23 protein-coding genes, 1 tRNA gene and 1 pseudogene are annotated in these 17051 nt (G+C 68.4%); 18 read left to right on the plus strand and 7 right to left on the minus strand.

Going from position 1 to position 17051, the window contains the following annotated elements:
• The first annotated feature begins 65 nt into the window (after window positions 1-65).
• Entirely contained in the window at window positions 66-491 is a 426-nt protein-coding gene (locus tag AB0M45_RS11130) for a hypothetical protein (protein WP_364325865.1), read from the plus strand.
• Window positions 492-512: 21 nt separating this feature from the next.
• On the opposite strand, the pseudogene AB0M45_RS11135 reads toward AB0M45_RS11130, so the two are convergent.
• Window positions 513-683: pseudogene (locus AB0M45_RS11135) on the minus strand (ArsR family transcriptional regulator); the annotation flags it as partial.
• Between the two features lie 111 nt (window positions 684-794).
• On the opposite strand from AB0M45_RS11135, the gene AB0M45_RS11140 reads away from it, so the two are divergent.
• The 3 genes from AB0M45_RS11140 (at window position 795) to AB0M45_RS11150 (ending at window position 2283) form a co-directional block, all read left to right on the plus strand.
• A complete protein-coding gene (locus AB0M45_RS11140; protein ID WP_364325868.1) occupies window positions 795-1202 on the plus strand; it encodes a helix-turn-helix domain-containing protein in 408 nt (135 codons plus the stop codon).
• Window positions 1203-1216: 14 nt separating this feature from the next.
• A complete protein-coding gene (locus AB0M45_RS11145; protein ID WP_364326225.1) occupies window positions 1217-1960 on the plus strand; it encodes a transposase in 744 nt (247 codons plus the stop codon).
• A 247-nt stretch (window positions 1961-2207) separates the two neighbouring features.
• Window positions 2208-2283 (plus strand) — tRNA-Gly (locus AB0M45_RS11150).
• 347 nt (window positions 2284-2630) lie between these two features.
• Here the strand turns inward: AB0M45_RS11150 and AB0M45_RS11155 are convergent.
• Window positions 2631-2864, minus strand: coding sequence for a hypothetical protein (locus AB0M45_RS11155; RefSeq protein WP_364325871.1), 234 nt, complete (start codon window positions 2862-2864; stop codon window positions 2631-2633).
• Window positions 2865-3051: 187 nt separating this feature from the next.
• Here AB0M45_RS11155 and AB0M45_RS11160 point away from each other — a divergent pair, with 187 nt between their 5' ends.
• The 5 genes from AB0M45_RS11160 (at window position 3052) to AB0M45_RS11180 (ending at window position 5810) form a co-directional block, all read left to right on the plus strand.
• Window positions 3052-3465: a hypothetical protein gene (locus tag AB0M45_RS11160; RefSeq protein ID WP_364325874.1), complete on the plus strand. Its 414-nt coding sequence runs from the start codon at window positions 3052-3054 to the stop codon at window positions 3463-3465.
• Window positions 3462-3662, plus strand: a complete 201-nt coding sequence (locus tag AB0M45_RS11165; RefSeq protein WP_364325877.1) for a DUF6186 family protein — start codon at window positions 3462-3464, stop codon at window positions 3660-3662. The genes AB0M45_RS11160 and AB0M45_RS11165 overlap by 4 nt, the downstream gene beginning before the upstream one ends.
• Before the next feature lie 69 nt (window positions 3663-3731).
• The gene (locus AB0M45_RS11170) at window positions 3732-4670 is read left to right on the plus strand and encodes an oxidoreductase (protein WP_364325880.1); all 939 of its coding nucleotides are present in this window, start codon (window positions 3732-3734) and stop codon (window positions 4668-4670) included.
• Window positions 4667-5230, plus strand: coding sequence for a helix-turn-helix domain-containing protein (locus AB0M45_RS11175; RefSeq protein WP_364325883.1), 564 nt, complete (start codon window positions 4667-4669; stop codon window positions 5228-5230). Before AB0M45_RS11170 ends, AB0M45_RS11175 begins: the two co-directional genes overlap by 4 nt.
• Window positions 5231-5321: 91 nt before the next feature.
• Window positions 5322-5810 (plus strand): FBP domain-containing protein, encoded by a 489-nt coding sequence (locus tag AB0M45_RS11180; RefSeq protein WP_364325886.1) that lies wholly within the window; start codon window positions 5322-5324, stop codon window positions 5808-5810.
• 249 nt (window positions 5811-6059) lie between these two features.
• Here the strand turns inward: AB0M45_RS11180 and AB0M45_RS11185 are convergent, their stop codons facing one another.
• The 3 genes from AB0M45_RS11185 to AB0M45_RS11195 form a co-directional block, all read right to left on the minus strand.
• Window positions 6060-6485 carry a YbaB/EbfC family nucleoid-associated protein gene (locus AB0M45_RS11185; protein WP_364325889.1) on the minus strand — a complete coding sequence of 142 codons (426 nt, stop codon included), beginning with the start codon at window positions 6483-6485 and terminating at the stop codon, window positions 6060-6062.
• A gap of 189 nt (window positions 6486-6674) precedes the next feature.
• A complete protein-coding gene (locus tag AB0M45_RS11190; protein ID WP_364325891.1) occupies window positions 6675-7067 on the minus strand; it encodes a hypothetical protein in 393 nt (130 codons plus the stop codon).
• A 25-nt stretch (window positions 7068-7092) separates the two neighbouring features.
• Window positions 7093-7482 (minus strand): VOC family protein, encoded by a 390-nt coding sequence (locus tag AB0M45_RS11195; protein WP_364326228.1) that lies wholly within the window; start codon window positions 7480-7482, stop codon window positions 7093-7095.
• 198 nt (window positions 7483-7680) lie between these two features.
• Here AB0M45_RS11195 and AB0M45_RS11200 point away from each other — a divergent pair, with 198 nt between their 5' ends.
• Window positions 7681-8793: a zinc-binding dehydrogenase gene (locus tag AB0M45_RS11200; protein ID WP_364325894.1), complete on the plus strand. Its 1113-nt coding sequence runs from the start codon at window positions 7681-7683 to the stop codon at window positions 8791-8793.
• Between the two features lie 34 nt (window positions 8794-8827).
• Here AB0M45_RS11200 and AB0M45_RS11205 read toward each other — a convergent pair whose 3' ends face one another.
• Window positions 8828-9262, minus strand: a complete 435-nt coding sequence (locus tag AB0M45_RS11205) for a MarR family winged helix-turn-helix transcriptional regulator (protein ID WP_364325897.1) — start codon at window positions 9260-9262, stop codon at window positions 8828-8830.
• A 75-nt stretch (window positions 9263-9337) separates the two neighbouring features.
• On the opposite strand from AB0M45_RS11205, the gene AB0M45_RS11210 reads away from it, so the two are divergent.
• The 4 genes from AB0M45_RS11210 (at window position 9338) to AB0M45_RS11225 (ending at window position 11878) form a co-directional block, all read left to right on the plus strand.
• Complete coding sequence (locus AB0M45_RS11210; RefSeq protein WP_364325900.1) at window positions 9338-9790, plus strand: hypothetical protein; 453 nt, start codon at window positions 9338-9340, stop codon at window positions 9788-9790.
• 229 nt (window positions 9791-10019) lie between these two features.
• The gene (gene dapB, locus AB0M45_RS11215) at window positions 10020-10766 is read left to right on the plus strand and encodes a 4-hydroxy-tetrahydrodipicolinate reductase (protein WP_364325903.1); all 747 of its coding nucleotides are present in this window, start codon (window positions 10020-10022) and stop codon (window positions 10764-10766) included.
• Between the two features lie 130 nt (window positions 10767-10896).
• Window positions 10897-11397, plus strand: a complete 501-nt coding sequence (locus AB0M45_RS11220) for a hypothetical protein (protein ID WP_364325906.1) — start codon at window positions 10897-10899, stop codon at window positions 11395-11397.
• A gap of 28 nt (window positions 11398-11425) precedes the next feature.
• Window positions 11426-11878, plus strand: a complete 453-nt coding sequence (locus tag AB0M45_RS11225; RefSeq protein WP_364325909.1) for a flavodoxin family protein — start codon at window positions 11426-11428, stop codon at window positions 11876-11878.
• Window positions 11879-12085: 207 nt separating this feature from the next.
• Here AB0M45_RS11225 and AB0M45_RS11230 read toward each other — a convergent pair whose 3' ends face one another.
• Entirely contained in the window at window positions 12086-12862 is a 777-nt protein-coding gene (locus AB0M45_RS11230) for a helix-turn-helix domain-containing protein (protein WP_364325912.1), read from the minus strand.
• A 517-nt stretch (window positions 12863-13379) separates the two neighbouring features.
• On the opposite strand from AB0M45_RS11230, the gene AB0M45_RS11235 reads away from it, so the two are divergent.
• From AB0M45_RS11235 to AB0M45_RS11250, 4 genes are all read left to right on the plus strand, one after another.
• Window positions 13380-13757: a hypothetical protein gene (locus AB0M45_RS11235; protein WP_364325915.1), complete on the plus strand. Its 378-nt coding sequence runs from the start codon at window positions 13380-13382 to the stop codon at window positions 13755-13757.
• 203 nt (window positions 13758-13960) lie between these two features.
• Window positions 13961-14647, plus strand: a complete 687-nt coding sequence (locus tag AB0M45_RS11240) for a response regulator transcription factor (RefSeq protein WP_364325918.1) — start codon at window positions 13961-13963, stop codon at window positions 14645-14647.
• On the plus strand, window positions 14611-15936 hold the full coding sequence (locus AB0M45_RS11245) for an ATP-binding protein (protein ID WP_364325921.1): 1326 nt from the start codon (window positions 14611-14613) through the stop codon (window positions 15934-15936). The genes AB0M45_RS11240 and AB0M45_RS11245 overlap by 37 nt, the downstream gene beginning before the upstream one ends.
• The gene (locus AB0M45_RS11250) at window positions 15929-16948 is read left to right on the plus strand and encodes a hypothetical protein (RefSeq protein ID WP_364325924.1); all 1020 of its coding nucleotides are present in this window, start codon (window positions 15929-15931) and stop codon (window positions 16946-16948) included. The genes AB0M45_RS11245 and AB0M45_RS11250 overlap by 8 nt, the downstream gene beginning before the upstream one ends.
• The last annotated feature ends 103 nt before the right edge of the window (window positions 16949-17051 follow it).

The following is a 17051-nucleotide window of genomic DNA, read 5'->3' on the forward strand; positions in this document are numbered from 1 at the left end:
TCGGGAAGGCGCTGAACTCGATTGTCCGGGTGTCGAATCCGGCGATTTTCTGGCAAGGAGTCGAGATGAACCGAACGTATCGTGCCCTTCGCGTGCTGGGCGCGATCGCGCTGCCGATCCTCGCGCTGACCGGGTGCGGCGGGGAGGACGCGGACGCCTCGGGCAAGCCGGGCGAGCCGACCGCGGCCGCATTGCGCGAGGTGGCCACCGAGATGAACGCCGCACTGGCAAGTCACGACTACGCGGCCGCCTACCAATTCCGTTCCACGCGATGCAAGCTCACGCTGAACCAGGACGACTACGTGGCGTCCATGGCGCAGCTCTACGACGGCAGGGACCTGAAGACCAAGCCGTCCGAGGTCAGCGTCACCACGTCGGGAACGACGGGATCGGTCACGGTCGAGAACTTTGACGCCCGCGCGGGCGAGGACGAGGCGAAGCCGAAGACCTGGGCGTTCATCGATGGGCAGTGGCGCTTCGACAACTGCTGAGCGCGCACTCGCCCCGCCGGGTCACTCGGTGTGGGCGCGATTGGCGGCGTCGACGATCGTCGGGATCAGGCCGGGCAGCGCGGATTCCAGATCGTCCAGGCGTAGGCGCTGGCAGGTGTGGCCGTCCACGATCAGGCGCTCGGTGACGCCCGCCTCGCGCAGGATCTTGAAGTGGTGGGTGGCGGTCGACCGGAGAAAGTAGCGTTCGTATCCTGTCTTTTGGGCGGGGTAGCGCATCGAGATCCGTGGTTGTCGGTGACCCAGGCTAGAGTCGCGGGAGTGTTGACCGGCCGTCGTTATCGCTTGTCTCTCAGTGAGACTCAGGCGCAATATGCGGAGCTGATCGGCGATACCTGCCGTGCGGTGTGGAATACCGGGTTGGAGCAACGTCGGGAGTACCGGCGCCGGGGCGCCTGGATCAACTACTACGAGCAGGCCAGGCAGCTGGCCGCCGCGAAGGTCGAGCATCCGTGGCTGACGGATGCTCCGGGGCATTGCCTGCAACAGACTCTGATGGACTTGGATCGGGCGTGTCGGGAGCGTGGCACCTGGACGGTGCGGTGGCGGTCTGCGCGGCGGTGGCGGCCGTCGTTCCGGTTCCCCGAGGGCAACAAGATCCGCGTCGAGCGGCTGGGCCGCCGGTGGGGCAGGGTGAGGCTGCCGAAGCTGGGTGGGTGCGGTTCTGCTGGTCGCGCTCCTTGGGTGGGGTGATCCGGTCGGCCACGGTGTCGCGCGACGGCGGGCACTGGTACGTGTCGTTCTTGGTCGAGGACGGCAAGCTGACACCCGAACGGCATCCGAGCGCGAGTCTGGTCGGTGTGGATCGGGGTGTCGCGGTCGCTGTGGCCTGCTCGGACGGCAGCATGCACGATCGTGAATTCACTACAGTGGGCGAGCGCAGGCGTTATCGCAGGATGCAGCAGAAGCTCGCACGGCAGGGGACGAACAGTGCCAACCGGCGCAAGACCATCGCCGCGATGCGCAGGGTGAAGCGGCGGGAGATGGATCGGCGTCGCGACTTCGCCGCCCAGGTCGCCAACCGGCTCGCCACCCGTCACGGCCTGGTGGTGCTGGAAGACCTCACCATCAAGGGCATGACAACCAGCGCTAAGGGCGGCCGCGTCGACCCCGGTCGGAACATCGCTGCGAAGGCGGGGTTGAACCGCGCCATCCTCGGCAAGGGGTGGTACCGGTTCGAGCTGGCGCTGACCAATGTCGCCCGGTACACGGGCACCCGGATTGTGAAGGTCCCGGCTGCGTACACCTCGCAAACGTGTTCGCGCTGCCGCAGTATGGACCCGGAAAGCCGTGAGAGCCAAGCGGTATTCCGGTGCACCCGCTGCGGTCACAGCGCGAACGCGGACGTGAACGCTGCGAAGAATATTCTCGCCGCAGGGCATGCGGTGACAGCCTGCGGAGACCTCGGCGCTGGCCAGTCTGTGAAACAGGAACCCCTGGCCCTCGCATAGAACGGCCAGGAATCCCGGTCTTCTTCAGGCCGAGGAGGACGTCAATTGTTGATCGCTTCGTGGGGTTGAGCACCGTGTTCCCGTGGTTCGTCGGTGTGGTCGCGGTGGCTTGCCTGATCGCGGCCGGGCTGGGCCTGCGCCGCAACCGGGCGGCGGCCGAGCAGCAGGCATGAGCGGCGATTAGCTTTTCCCACCGGGTGTCGGCTAATGTTCTGTGTCGCATCACGGACAACACCGCGATGTGAGTGCGGATGTAGCGCAGCTGGTAGCGCATCACCTTGCCAAGGTGAGGGTCGCGGGTTCGAATCCCGTCATCCGCTCCACGAAAGACACGCATATTTTCTCCTGAGCAGCGTTTGCCGCTGCGGACAACCGGGATCCTTCCGCGACCGAAACTACCTTCAGCGCTGGGACGCTCGACCGCTCGTGTTGCTGCGAACAAGTGGCAACCCGGACCCGTATGGTCGCCATGTACGAGAAATGCTCTTGCTCGTCCGCGGTCTGGTACGGCGGTGCACGGCACCAAGCCGTTCACCCACGAATCGCACCTACCCGGCTGAGACGGTCTCCGGCCGATAGCGGCGACGGTGCGGCCTCGCGGTCGCGTCGTCGCCTCCGCTGTACCTGGCCATGGCGGTGTAGCGACGACCGCTCGCACGGTGCGGACCGATCACCGCCGCCGCGGTAGTACGCTCACCGGTGATTTCGGCCCGTTCCGGGGCAGCTCGAGCGCGTTCAGCGGCACTGTCCGGTCGCTGTCGACACGCGTGGAGATGTGTTCCAGCACAACACCCTCGCGCAGTGCCCACGGACTGACTTCCAGGGAGTCGATGTCGAGTGCGGCCATGGTCGCGTCGGCGACCATGGCTCCGGCCAGGATCTGGCGCGCCCGCGCCGGGGGCACGCCGTGCAGTGTCGCGCGCTTCCGCTGAGGAATTGGGGCCGGATACCGCAGGCGGGCTCGATTTTGTCCAGCACCACTTCCTGATCGGGTGCGTCGCGAATCGCGGCGGTGACGCGTAGAAGCTGCCTCGATAACCGCAAGTGAGAATGTCCCCGGGACGGTCGCGCGGGAGCCATATTCTGCCACTGTGACGAACGAACCGGCATCCCCGGCACGACCATTCCGGCGACGCGTGGCGCTGCTGGCCGCCGGCGCCGTGCTGGCGGCGGGTGGTGCCGCCACCCGGCCGTTCAGCTGGTGGGCCACCGCGCTGGTGGTCGTGCCGGTGGTCGTGGCTTCGACGCTGGTCTGGCGGGCGCGGCCCCCGCGGACTCCGCCGACCGCCCGGCTGCGGCGCGGCGCGGCCTTGTGGTCGACGCTGATGATCTCGGCGGTGATCTGGGAGAGTTATGCCTTTTTGCGGCAACCGGATCGGATGCGGCCGAGCGAGGAAGACCCGACCTTGTCGACGCTGTTGGACCCGGCGCTCGAGCAGTTGCCGCTGCGGCTCGCCGGGTGGTTGCTGTGGCTGGGTGTCGGCTGGTGGCTGGTGTCCAGATGAGCGATCGGACGATCGTCGTCGTCGGGTTCGCGCTGGTGCTGGTGGCCACGCTGGGCGCGGTTGTGCTGACGCACGTTCGCCGGGATCTGGTCGCGCCCGTCGGTGAAACGGTCGCGTACCTGACCCGTACTCGGATGGCGCGGATTGCCGCCGTTCTCGTGTGGGCATGGCTCGGCTGGCACTTTCTGGCTCGGTAGGGAAGCAGGGCGCTGCGCCGGTCTGGTAGCGTGAAGGGACCGAATGAACATTCAATCAGGAGGTCCCTGATGTTCTGGAGTCCAGCGCAGATCCCGGACCAACGCGGCCGGACGGCCGTCGTCACCGGCGCCAATAGCGGACTCGGGCTCGAAACCGCGCGGCAGCTGGCCGCGAAGGGCGCCCATGTCGTGATGGCGGTCCGGAATCAGCACAAGGCGGCGACCGCGGTCGACGAGATTCGCGGCAGCGCACCGGATGCCTCGCTCGAGCTGGTGGCGTTGGATCTCGCGTCGCAGGCGTCGGTCCGTGCCGCCGCCGAGCAGATCCTCGGCGCACATGAGCGCGTCGACCTGCTGGTCAACAACGCCGGGGTCATGGCGGTCGGTGAGACGAAGACCGTCGACGGGTTCGAGACACAGTTCGGTGTGGACCATCTGGGGCACTGGACCCTGACCGCGCTGCTGATGCCCGCGCTGCGGCGGGCCGATGGCGCGCGAGTCGTCACGGTCACGAGCACGGCGCATCACATGGGCCACGCCGTCGACCCGGCCAACCCGCACCTGGAGGGCCGCTACCGGCCGTGGCGCGCCTACGGTCAGGCCAAGCTCGCCAACTTTCACTTCGGCCTCGGCCTGCAGCGCGAGTTCGACAGGGCGGGTGTGGCCACGGCCAGCCTGATCGCCCATCCGGGGCTGTCGGACACCAACCTGCAAGCGGTCAGCGTGCAAGAGTCCGGCGGCGGTCTCACTCAGCGAATCGGCCTCTGGGCGGCCCGGCACACGGGCATGTCCGCGTCCGACGGTGCGCTGTCGCAGCTGCGCGCGGCGACGGACCCGGCGGCGAAGGGTGGCGAGTTCTACGGTCCGCTGTTGGTGAACAACGGGCCGCCGGTGCGCAAGCCGATCTTTCGCAGACTCGGCATGAGCACTGCGATCGCCAAGCTGTGGGAGGTCTCCGAGCGCGAGACCGGGGTGTCGATCGACGTGTCCACCCCGTCGGGCAGATGACGACGGCGCCGGTGGACCGTGCCGCCGCGGTCCGCCGGTCGCTGCGTACCTTGGTGGCGCGCAACGGTTTTCACGGCACGTCGATGAACGCCGTCGCCAAGCAGGCCGGTGTGGCGACCGGCACCGCCTACACGCATTACGCGTCCAAGGACGAGCTGGTATTGGCCGCCTACCGGGAAACGAAGGCTCAGCTCGCGGTGGCCACCACGACCGGTCTCGATGCCGATATGCGGCCGGCCGAGCGTTTTCGCGGTGTCTGGGTGAACAGCTACCGCTATCTCGAGGCGCACCGCGATCACGCCCGTTTCCTGCTGCAGGTCGACAATTCGCCGTATCGCGAGGCAGCCCATCAGGCGGCGATCGCCGACGGTGACCCGCTGGTTCAGCAGGTGGCGATATCAGACGTCGCCGCCCGGCTGCTGCCGCTACCGCTCGAGGTGCTCTACGAACTCGGCCTCGCGCCCGCCGTGCGGCTCGCCGCCGGCGGGATGGAGCTGACCGAGGACCAGCTCGGCGACATCGCCGCCGCGTGCTGGCGGGCGATCAGCCGACCGAGCTGAGTCCGAGCTGAAGGAAAATCCGTTGTCCGGGCCGGGAGCGGACCGTAACGTCGCTTCGGTTTGTCCACCGATCAACCGAAGGAGAACCGTCATGGACCCCGTCACCGAACGCGACATCCGGTCGTCGTTCGTCAACTGTTCGAAAGGAGATGCCAAGCGGCTGCCCGTGCCCAGGGACCTGGACGAGCGGCCATGGGACGATCTGGACTTTCTCGGCTGGAGCGATCCCTCCTTGCCCGGTCGCGGCTACCTGGTCGTCCCGCAGGACGACCGCCTGGTCGGCGTCGCACTGCGCTATGCCACCGGCGGCAACGGCCGGGCACAGATGTGCACGATCTGCCTGACCGGCCACACCGGCGGCGGCGTCTGCCTGATGACCGCGCACAAGGCGGGGGAATCCGGGCGCCGAGGTAACTCGGTCGGCACCTATATGTGCACCGACCTCGCCTGTTCGCTGTACGCACGCAACAAGAAGCGGCCCGCGCTCGGGAGCCGCTATCGCGAAGATCTCACGCTCGAGGAGAAGATCGAGCGGGTGCGCGACAACCTGACCGCGTTCCTCGCCAAGCTCTACGCCTGATCATCCTTCCGATACCTGTCCACCTGGCAGCCGGCGAGCTGCCCGTCCGAACGGAGGTAGATGCCATGTGCCGACACTCGAGGACCACCGGCCGAGTCGCCCCGAGTGCAGCGACACCGCAGCAGTACTCGGGGCGGTGCCGGATTCCTCACCGGTCGAGTCGGCCCGGATCGCCCGGACCGTCCCGTCCGGCGAGGAGTTCCCATTGCCAGAGGGGTTGTGTCCGAATCGAAGTCGAGGTGAGGCGCATCATTGCGCCGGGTCCTGGGGTGCGGGTTCCCATATCTCGCGAAAGCTCGGTGCACCGGGAACCAGGTCGGGCAGATCGGGGACGGACCCGGCTTCGGCGGCGATCGGCGCGATGATCTCCGCGTGTTGTTCGCGGGCCAGTCGTGCCGCCTCCCGCCCCGCCTCGGTGACCGAACGGCCCAGTTGTTCTGGCGTGCCGCGCAAGGCGGCCGGAGTGAACCGGACATCGGTGAGAACGCCCCCGGCGTCCACGGTCACTTCCACCAGGCCATCGGCCGATGTGGCCGTGCATCGCATCGCCGACAGCTTCTCGTGGAGGTCCGTCAGGTGGGTTCGCTGCTCGGCCAGCGCATCCAGAATGTGGTCGACCTGGTTGCGGATTCCGCTGTTGGCGGAGAGTAGCCCGTCGCGTTCCCACCGATCCACCGGAATCCACCTCCTCGACTCACCTGTTCTCGGACCGTTCTCGAAGCGAGGAAACTCCGCACCGAGGTGCGATCGGTAAGGACGGCGAACTCTGCCCTGCCGATCGTCCGAAGACCGAAAGCAGAATTGTCCCGGTACCGGTGCAGCTGCCGCGGCGAGATCTTCCCAGTACCGGGGACGGTGGCCCGCTCAGTCCACCGGCGCTTCGGTTTCCTGCACTGTCAACCAGCGAACTTCGCCCGTGGCATCGATGGTCAGCACCGCGGTGACCCGGCGCCGCGTCACACTTCCGGGCGCACGATGGGTCTCCAGGAAGCGAACCACCGCCGCGCTCTCCGACCGCAGGAGTTCCTCGACTTCGGACACCTCGATGGCCAGCCCCGGTACGGCGTTTCCGGACTGGCGCAGACCGGCGATCAACTCGCTGCGGCCCAGCACGGCACCGCCGGTCGTCACCATCGTGAACCGCTCGTGCTGCGCCGCCGCGAACCGCTCGAATACCTCGACCGGCGCCTGCGACCCCAGCCACGTCGCGAGGTCGGCATGCAACCGCTCGACCTCGCCGACAAGATCGACACCCATGCGCGGCATCGTACTTCCGGCGACGTCAGAAACCGCCGTACGGGACGGTGATCAACTCCAGGTAGTGACCGCTGGGGTCGAGGAAGTACACCCCGCGCCCGCCGTCGTTGTGGTTGATCTCGCCGGGACGCTGCTGACGCGGATCGGCCCAATGATCGAGTCGATAGCGCTGGATCTTGGCGTAGGCCGCGTCGAACTCGGCCTCGGAGATCAGGAAGGCGTAATGCTGGGGCTGGATTTCGCCGAGATCGGGCGGCACGTTCGCGAAGTCGAAGGTGACACCGCCCGCGAGGGACACCGGAATGAACGGTCCCCACGGTGTTCCGACCTCCAGGCCCAGGATGTCCGCCCAGAATTCGGCGGACTCGCGGTTGTCGTGGCAACCGACAATGGTGTGGTTGAACTGTACGGACAGCGGAATTGCTCCTCTGAGTCGTGACGATCCCGACCCCGGGCTCGGTACAAGGCGGCCAACGGGAGCACCGTCACGGTCGACGAGGATAGCACCGAATCCGGGCGCCTTGCGGGGCCGCGTCCGAGTGGCCGACGCCCAAGCGGCGAAGTCGCAAGCGGCGGCCGCTCCAACGCAGCGCGGCGATCTAAACTCGGGGGAATGAGGATTCGTGGCGCGGTACTGGAGCGGATCGCGGCGCCGGCGCCGTTCGCCGAATCGACGCCGATCACGGTATGTGACCTGGACTTGCGCGAACCGGGCCCCGGTGAGCTGCTGGTCCGGATCGAAGCGGCGGGGCTGTGCCATTCCGACTTGTCCGTCGTGGACGGCAACCGGGTGCGGCCAGTTCCGATGCTGCTCGGACACGAGGCCGCGGGGCGGGTCGAGTCGGTCGGCCCTGGCGACGGTGATATCGCGGTCGGGCAGCGCGTCGTGATGACGTTCTTGCCCCGCTGCGGCGAATGCGCGGGCTGTGCGACCGAGGGCCGCACGCCCTGTGTGCCGGGCAGCGTCGCCAACAACGCGGGTGAACTGCTCGGCGGAGGAAGGCGGTTGCTCCGCGACGGCGCCGAAGTGCACCACCACTTGGGCGTGTCCGCCTTCGCCACGCACGCGGTGGTGGATCGCAGGTCGGTGGTCCCCGTCGACGACGACGTGCCACCCGAGGTGGCGGCCGTGCTGGGCTGTGCGGTGCTGACCGGCGGTGGCGCCCTGCTGAATTCGGCGAAGCCGGGCATCGGCGACCGGATCATGGTCGTCGGTCTCGGCGGCGTGGGCATGGCGGCGGTGCTGGTCGCGGTGTCGCTGGCGGCGGAGGGCCACGAGGTCATCGCGGTGGACACCGTGCCCGACAAGCTCGCTCTCGCACGGGAGTTGGGAGCGCACGCGGTGTATACCCCGGCCGAGGTCGCCGAGCTCGGTGTGCAGGCCGAAGTCGTGGTCGAGGCCGCGGGCAATATCCGCGCCTTCGAGACCGCGGTCGCCGCGACCGCGCCCGGCGGCACCACGGTCACCGTCGGACTCCCCGCTCCCGATGCGCGGGCGAGCATTTCGCCGCTGGCGTTGGTCGCGCAGGGGCGTTCGATCGTCGGCAGTTATCTCGGTTCCGCGGTGCCTTCCCGCGACATTCCCGAGTACGTCCGCATGTGGCGGTCGGGACGCCTGCCGGTGGAGCGGCTCGTCTCCGCGCGTGTGGGTCTCGACGACATCAACCGCGCCATGGATGAACTCGCCGCGGGCCACGCCCTGCGTCAGGTGATCGTCTTCGACTGACGCGGCGCGAGACGCGTTCGCCCCGGTGTGCCGTTCACTCGGCGGCCCGGTCCATCGCGTCGACGAATCGTTCGAGCAGCCGTGCGAAGTCGGCGCGCTCGGTGGGGGTCCAGTCCGCCATGGCGGCGGCCATGGCGGCACGACGCCCGGCCTTGGCGGCGGCGATGGCGTCACGTCCGGCGGGGGTCAGGTGCAGCACCGCGCGCCGTCCGTCGCGCTGATCGGCGACCCGTTCCAGCAGTCCGGCGGAGACCGCCTGGGCGACCAGGCGACTGGCGCGAGGTTGATCGACACCGAGAGCGGGAGCGAGCGCGCCGACCGTGTCGGCGGCGCCGTCGGCAACGGCATCGAGCACGCGGAAGACGGCGACGGGAATCGCTCCATCGCTGAGCGTCCCGCGCGTCTGCCTGCGCCGGATCCGGACCATGGCCGCCTCCACGGCGATGGTGTTCGCGTCGTGCACATCCATTCGCTCAGCCTGCCACGCCGGGTCAATAGATGTAATATTACATGTAATTGTCACTCAACATATAAAGGATCCGTGATGGCTGTCCAGCGTGGCATCGGGTACTGGCTCGTGGAACTCGACCGATTGATCAACCAGCGTTTCGACGAGGATCTCGCCGCGGGCGGGCTCGGCCGCAGACGCTGGCAGGTACTGCACTCACTGGCGGAAGGGCCGCGGCCCGCCGACGACGTCCGCGACGCGCTGGACACCTTCTGGGCCGACGACGCCGAATGGCCCGCCGAACTGTCCGATCTCATCGAAGACGGGCTGGTGTCCCAGGGCGGAGGTGTGCTGTCGCTGTCCGAGGCGGGACGGGTGACGCACGCCGAGGCATGGGGCCGGATCGGCCGGCGCAGGCGGCAGATGGCCGATGGCATCACCGACGAGCAGTTCGCCGAAACCGTGCGGATGCTGCAACGAATGGCGGCGAACCTGACGGGCGCGCCGACCGTGGAGGTCGACAGCCCGGCGCGGGTGCGCTCTCGATAGGCGGCTGCCTCGCCTTCGCTCGACCCGGCGCGGGCTGGGGGCGGACTTCGTCCGGCTGTGCCCTTTGTGCGGCTGCCTCCGCCTTCGCTCGGCCCGGCGGGCTGGGGGCCGACTTCGTGCTGTTCTGTGGCTGCCGCTGCCTTGGTTCGGCCTATGCGGGGCTGCGGGCGGATTTCGTTCGGCGGCGCACACTAGGCTGACACCGACCGAAGCGGAACGAGGAGGTGCGGTGACCATTCGGGTCGGAGTGCTCGGGGCGCGTGGCAAAGTCGGACAGGCGATCTGCGCGGCCGTGACGGCGGCGGATGATCTGGAATTGGTCGCGGAAGTCGACAAGGGCGATTCGCTGGACCTGTTCACCGCGGCCCAGACGCAGGTGGTCGTCGACTTCACCCACCCCGACGTGGTGATGGGGAACCTGGAGTTCCTGGTGGAGCACGGTATTCACGCGGTGGTCGGCACCACCGGGTTCGGCGATGCCCGCCTGGCCGAGGTGCGCGGCTGGCTGGCCGGACGTCCGGACGTCGGCGTGCTGATCGCACCGAACTTCGCCATCGGCGCGGTGCTGTCCATGCGTTTCGCCGAGCAGGCCGCCCGGTTCTTCGACTCCGTCGAAGTCATCGAGCTGCACCACCCGAACAAGGCGGACGCGCCGTCCGGCACCGCCTACCGCACCGCGGGACTGATCGCAGCGGCCAGGGACAAGGCGGGCCTCGGCGGCAACCCCGACGCGACGACCACCGAGCTCGAGGGCGCGCGCGGCGCCGACGTGGACGGGGTGCGGGTGCACTCGGTACGTCTGGCAGGTCTCGTCGCCCACCAGGAGGTGCTGTTCGGCACCCAGGGGGAGACCCTCACCATCCGGCACGACTCGATCGACCGCTCGTCCTTCGCGCCCGGTGTGCTGCTCGGCGTGCGTGAAATCGCGAAGCGTCCGGGCCTGACCGTCGGACTCGATCCATTCCTGGACCTGTGAGCGAGCGTCAGCGAGTGAACCATGGACACGGCCGAGCGCTCGCTCGTGCCGCAGCCGAGGACCAGGAAGTCAACCGAGGACACCGCGCGCGGTCGCGCACCACGGAGGCCCGCCCCGGCAAGGAGCGGTCGTGAGCAGCGCGGAACCGGTCGAGCCGAAGGGCGGCGCGGAGGTCGTCAAGGTCGTCGCGTTGATCGCGGCGCTGGTGCTGGTGCTCGGTTTCTACTTCCTGCTACTCGGCCGGATCGCGTTCGGCCTGATCGGTTCCGGCGAGGTGGCGGCGGTCGTTATCGGCGTCGGGGTCCTGATCCTGCCGCTGCTGGGCGTCTGGATCGTCGCGGCCACCGTACGCGCGGCGCTGGCGCACCAGCACTTGGCGCGGCGCATTCACGACGAAGGCCTCGAGCTCGACACCTCGACGTTGCCGCGCCTCCCGTCCGGCCGCATCGAACGCGCGGCCGCCGACGAACTCTTCGCGGCGGTCAAGGCCGAATGGGAAGCCGATCCGGACAATTGGCGGGTCTCCTTCCGCCTCGCGCGCGCCTACGACTACGCGGGCGACCGGACCAGAGCGCGCGAGGCCATGCGCCGCGCGGTCGCGCTGGAACGGCACGAGCGCGACAACACCTGATCACCGCGGCGGCCGATACTATCGCAGGGTGGCCCGGTTGCTGATCATCCATCACACGCCGTCCCCGCATATGCAGGAAATGTTCGAGGCTGTGGTGTCCGGCGCGACTGATCCGGAGATCCAGGGCGTCGAAGTGGTTCGCCGCGCGGCCTTGGCCTGCACGCCGGTCGACATGCTGCAGGCTGACGGCTATCTGCTCGGAACGACGGCGAACTTGGGGTACATGTCCGGTGCGCTCAAGCACGCGTTCGACGTTTGCTATTACCCGTGCCTGGATTCGACGCGCGGGCGTCCCTACGGTCTGTACATTCACGGCAATCAGGGCACCGAGGGTGCCGAGCGCAGCGTCGATACCGTCACGACGGGGATGGGCTGGGTGAAAGCCGCTGCCCCCGTGGTGGTGATGGGACCGCCGACGAAGGCCGATCTGACGAGGTGCTGGGAGCTGGGCGCGACGGTGGCGGCTCAACTGATGGAGTGACACCGGCTGCCTGCCGGCTACAGCGGCGTCGCGGTGAGTGTCCGAGCGGTGTGCCGATCTCTCCCCTCCGCGTATCGAGATCGGCCTACCGCACCGAAGTGCTGTACTGCGGAAGACCGTTGCCCTCCTCGGATAGACAGTCTCCTGTGCGGAGGCACCCGGTATCAATGCACTCTTTGTGCAAAACCTCGTCCATGCACGTGGTGCTCAGCGGCCGGTCTGCTTCAGGTGCGACTCGACCGGGTAGCGCTTCAAGTAGCTCGCGAGGTCGACCGGCATCAGCCCGTAATGCAGCCAAGGGCTGTCATCCCAGGACACGCGGAAGTACATTTCGAGCGCGGCTCCGTCGCCGATATCGCGAACCCACACGGTGTCCCTCGACTCGAGCTTCGGCGGATAGGGAGTGTCCCACATGCCATCGAAGTCCGGATTGCGACGCAGCTTCGTCTTGATCTCCTCGATCCGGGTTTCAGTGACGAAACCGGTCAGCTGTGCCCGGCAGGCTCGCACGAGATGGTGCGCGTCCTCGTCCCAGCGCACGAAGACATCTCTTGCCGTCCGGTGTAGCAGTTGGTAGTCGACGGTGCTGGCGCCGGGCTCGAGTCCGGGGAAGAACCTGTCGAAGGCGGCGTTCGTCGCGACGATCACATGGAGCGCACCGTCCAGTCCCATGGGAGGCGCCATGTAGCAGGCCGGAAACGGGTTGGAGTCCAGCACGGTGAGCTCACGGGGCGTCGGACGCCGACCGCCATCCGGCCGCTGGCTCATCTCGGGCAGGTAGGGATCGGCGAGCCACAACAGCCGTTTCCGGTCGGACTCCGGGATCTTCAGGATGGGTGCCAGGGTGACAATGGTCTTCTTGGTCGCCTGCCGATGCCCCGCTTCGATCTTCGACAGCAGGGACGTGGACAGGTGGGCCTCCTCGGCGAGCCTGTCCAGGTCGACCTCGGCTTCCTTTCGATAACGCTGCAAAATCGCGCCCACCGGCATGTAATCGTCGGAGAGCTTCCGTCTTCCGCTTCGCCTACCTGCCATTCGTTCGGTACCGCTCAACACGTCACATCCGTCGACATCTCATTCCGCTCCGGTGCGTATCGGCCTTCGCGCGCTGGCGGCCAATGATATTGCAAGGCAGCGCCTTTGGCGGTCAGTTGGCGTGCCTCGCCACTGTCCGGCGTCGTTCTCGCGCCGGTCCTCGCCTGTTCTGTCGCCAACCGCCCGCGTTGGCACACTGCGCGCCGCAGGGCGCGACCCGGCTCGAAACCCGTATAGCGCACGGCGATCCAGCACGGGCTGCCTCACCCTCGATATTGCGTCGCGCCTGATCATGCCGCATGCGATGCGCGCATGCCGCTCGACAGAATCAGGCTGCCGCCCAGTAATTCTCCGCTATCACTCGGGAAATGCTTTGTCCCGCAATGGAACTCAAGTCGCTGTCGGTCCGTTATGCGTCGCCGCGCGGTAAGCTGAGCGATGATCCGACCAAGTGGAAGGGGGCGCTATGGCATTCGAGGCGACGGAGGCAACGCTGATCCATGCCGACTATCACGCACCGATGTGGTTGATCACCGGAATGGACGACGGTCGGCCGACGACACGCCTGGCCTACATGGACGGCACCTATAAAGAGGTAACAAGCGAACAGATGCAACGACTGGAGCTGGCGTTCATGGCCGCGGACCGGCAGGCGGCCGAGATGAAGGCCGAAGCCGTCTTCGCCCTCTTCGGCCACAGCGTCGGTGCCACGTCCGCCGAGCCGAAACCTCTCGGGCCGGAATACCTCACCGAGCGCGGCGCTCGATTCTACGAATGCACGGCCGATGGCTGGCTCAAGGAACTACGGCTCGAAGCGCTCGACAACGACACCGATCCGGTCTGACCGATGGCGGCTGGGCCGCACCGCCGCGCGGGAAGCCTGCCCCCGCGATGAACCGCAGTTGCAGAACGAACCACCTGACCGCGGGCTGACGGCCTCGGGACGTCCCCCGATTTCTGGTGTCTGACCATTCCGAACCATGGACCGGCATACTGGCATGGTTGTTGTTCCGGTGGGGATGTTATTGCTCGGGATAGGAGAGTCAGGTGACGTGGGCCGAAGGGGGCGAGACCGCGCCGCGCCGGATCGGATTGGTCGAAGACCACGAATCCGTCGCGATCGGTCTCGCCGCGATGCTTGCGCCGGAAACCGACCTCGATCTGGTATCGACCGCGGGCACCGTGCCGGAACTGCTCGCCGCCGCGGACGGCGCCGCGCCACTGGATCTGGTGGTGCTGGATCTGCGATTGGCGGACGGGTCCTCGCCCGAGGACAACGTGCGCGCCCTGCGGGCTCGCGGCATCGAGGTCTTGGTCTTCACCGGCGCGGACAATGCCTTCCTGGTGCGCTCGGCCGCGCGTGCGGGTGTGCTCGGCGTCGTGCGTAAATCCGAGGACGTGCCCACCGTCGTCGCGGCGGTGCGCCGCGCGGCCTCCGGCGAACAGGTGGTCACCACCGACTGGGCGGCCGCCATCGATGGCGATCCGCAACTGTCCGACGTGGGTCTGAGCCCGCGACAAGAAGAAGTGCTCACGTTGTACGCGTCCGGCGAGAAGGCCTCGCGGGTCGCGCGATTGACCGGTCTGTCCGAGCAGACGGTCAACGACTATCTCGGCCGGATCCGCCAGAAGTACGCCGACGCCGGTCGTCCGGCGCCGACCAAGACCGACCTGTACAAGCGGGCGGTGGAGGACGGATGGCTTCCGGTTCCCGAGCGGCATCCGCGCGGATGACCGCGTCCAGCACGCTGGACACCTCGTCGCACCCCCGCTCTCTCCCGCTCGACTGGCTCCGTCCGAGCCGTTGGCGCCGCGGTGTCGTCGCGCTGTCCCGTGAGAAGACCTCCGAGGGCGCTGCCGACCGCATCCTGCGCAGGCTGGGACTTGCCATCGGCGTCGCCGGGGTGATCGCCGCGGTTGTCGAGCTACCGGAGATCGCCGACCAGAGCCGGTTCGTGTCCGTCGGCTGGACGGTCGTCGAGGTAGTGCTGGGCTTCGGGTGGTTCCCGGTGCTCGCGGTGGCCTCGATCGCCCTGGGGCGACGCGCGATCCAGCTGGTCGCCGGTGTCGCGGCAGTGAGTTTCCTCGCCGCCATGGCGGTGGTTCCGTTCGCGTACGCGGCGCCGGACGCCGAAGGTGCGGCCTCGGTGTGGCTGTACCGGGTCCTGGCGCTTGGCGTCCTTGCGGCCGTGCTCGCGTGGCGTCCGCCACTCGCCGTCGGGTATCTGATGGTCGGTGCCGCGTTCAGTGCGCTGGCGAACCTGGTGGTGCTGCGCGAGACCACCGCGCTGGCGCTGCTCGGCGACTTCGCCAGGGCGGCCGGGCTCAGCGCGTTGTTCCTGTGGTGTGTGATCTACGCCAGGGCCGCGGCCGACCGTGTGGATCGGGAGTCGGCGATCGAGAGCAGCCGGGCAGCGGCGATCGCGGGCGCGGCGGCCAGGGAACGGGAACGCGCGCGCTTCGCCGCGCTGATTCACGACGCGGTGCTGTCCACCCTGCTGGACGCCTCGCGTGCCGGGACCGAATCGCCGGTGCTGCGCCGCCAGGCCGAGCGAACCCTGGAACAACTCGACGAATGCCGTGTCGGGGAGACCGAACCGGACCGGCTGGACGCGCAATCCGCGATCGGATTCCTGCGCTCGGCCGTGCACGAGGTGAACCCGGGCATCCGGTTCACGGCGCGGCGCTGGGCCGGATTCGACGATCTGCGTCTGCCGGTCGCCGCCGCGAGCACGATCGCCGCCGCGCTCGCCGAGGCCGCCCGCAACAGTCTGCGCCACGCCACCGTCGCGGGACGCGACGTGCGTCGCACCGTCACCGTGACGATCAGCGCGGGCGGTATTGGCGTGGTGTTCCGCGACGACGGCGCGGGTTTCGATCTGCGCGAGGTGCCCGTCGATCGGCTCGGTATCTCGGTGAGCATCCTCGGCCGCATGCGGCAACTGGCGGGCGGCGCCGGGTTCGTGGAATCCCAGCCGGGCGAGGGAACGACCGTCACGCTGGTGTGGGGCGGCAATGGCTGAGCAGGACACCGAATTCGGGCTCCGGGATCTGCTCGGACTGCGCGACCGGGCGGCGTGGCTGTTCCTGGTCATCCTCGAGGCGACCATCGTGCTGTACATGGTCCGGAATTTCTCGGAATCGCCGCTGGTCGCGGCCATCGCGGCGCTGATCGTGCTGGCCCTGGCCGGTCTGGTGGTCGTAGCGTCGCCGGTCGATCCGCTGCCCTGGGCCGCGACCGTGTTCGTCGCCGCCTCCGGGCCGCTGGCCACGATCTTGACCTCGTTCGACGTCGAACGAGGCTGGTCGAAGCAGGTGTGGACGGCGTTCGCCGCGTCGTACGTGCTCGCCGTGCTGGTGCTGCGCGGACGGCTGGCCGCGGCCTGGCTCGGCGTCGCGGGCATCGGCGTGGTGATCGCGGTGGTGGGTGTGGTGGCCGGGCTGCGGGTGGGGGTGGTCGTCGGTTCGATCGTGCCGGTCGCCACGGTCGCCGGGGTGTCGCTGTTCGTGGCGATCATGCGCCCCACGCAGCGCTCGCTGCGCCTGCTGCGGGACGAGGCCACCATGCGCGCCGCCGCCGAGGCCGGCATGGCCGCGGAGAACGGGGAACGCAACCGGCAACTCGCGCGCCTGGACGCGGTGGCACGTCCGATCCTGGAACGCATCGCCGACGGCGACGAACTCACCGCCGCCGAGCGGGAACAGTGCCGGCTCCTGGAAGCCGAGCTGCGCGACGGCCTTCGGGCTCCCCAGCTGGTCACCGACCAACTCAGCAGCGCCGCCCGCGGGGCCCGCTCGCGTGGCGTCGAAGTGGTCCTGCTCGACGACGGCGGTTTCACGGACGTCGCACCCTGGGTGCGGCAGCAGGTGATCGACGCGGCCACCCGCGAACTGGACGCCGCGAACGAGGGCTCGGTCACGGTCCGCGTCCTCCCCACCGGCCGCAGCATCCTGGCCACCGTACTGGCGACCGCGTCGGACCGAGACCGCCGCACCGAGATCGACACAACCGGCGCGGTCACCGTGTCGACCTGATGCGGGTGGAGGTTGGGCTCCGGAGTGACTTCGGCTGGAGCGGATACGGCCGAGGGTGAATGTGCGGCTTCGCGTGCTCAGCTGCGGCGAAGTCTCGTGGGCT

Origin of the sequence: Nocardia sp. NPDC051787, assembly GCF_040681325.1 — a bacterium.
Taxonomy (GTDB): Bacteria; Actinomycetota; Actinomycetes; order Mycobacteriales; family Mycobacteriaceae; genus Nocardia.

Coding starts and splice junctions, on each gene's coding strand:
- AB0M45_RS11130 (WP_364325865.1), top strand. CDS start 66: ATGAACCGAACGTATCGTGCCCTTCGCGTGCTGGGCGCGATCGCGCTG.
- AB0M45_RS11165 (WP_364325877.1), top strand. CDS start 3,462: ATGAGCGATCGGACGATCGTCGTCGTCGGGTTCGCGCTGGTGCTGGTG.
- AB0M45_RS11170 (WP_364325880.1), top strand. CDS start 3,732: ATGTTCTGGAGTCCAGCGCAGATCCCGGACCAACGCGGCCGGACGGCC.
- AB0M45_RS11175 (WP_364325883.1), top strand. CDS start 4,667: ATGACGACGGCGCCGGTGGACCGTGCCGCCGCGGTCCGCCGGTCGCTG.
- AB0M45_RS11180 (WP_364325886.1), top strand. CDS start 5,322: ATGGACCCCGTCACCGAACGCGACATCCGGTCGTCGTTCGTCAACTGT.
- AB0M45_RS11190 (WP_364325891.1), bottom strand. CDS start 7,067: ATGGGTGTCGATCTTGTCGGCGAGGTCGAGCGGTTGCATGCCGACCTC.
- AB0M45_RS11200 (WP_364325894.1), top strand. CDS start 7,681: ATGAGGATTCGTGGCGCGGTACTGGAGCGGATCGCGGCGCCGGCGCCG.
- AB0M45_RS11205 (WP_364325897.1), bottom strand. CDS start 9,262: ATGGATGTGCACGACGCGAACACCATCGCCGTGGAGGCGGCCATGGTC.
- AB0M45_RS11210 (WP_364325900.1), top strand. CDS start 9,338: ATGGCTGTCCAGCGTGGCATCGGGTACTGGCTCGTGGAACTCGACCGA.
- AB0M45_RS11235 (WP_364325915.1), top strand. CDS start 13,380: ATGGCATTCGAGGCGACGGAGGCAACGCTGATCCATGCCGACTATCAC.
- AB0M45_RS11245 (WP_364325921.1), top strand. CDS start 14,611: ATGGCTTCCGGTTCCCGAGCGGCATCCGCGCGGATGACCGCGTCCAGC.
- AB0M45_RS11250 (WP_364325924.1), top strand. CDS start 15,929: ATGGCTGAGCAGGACACCGAATTCGGGCTCCGGGATCTGCTCGGACTG.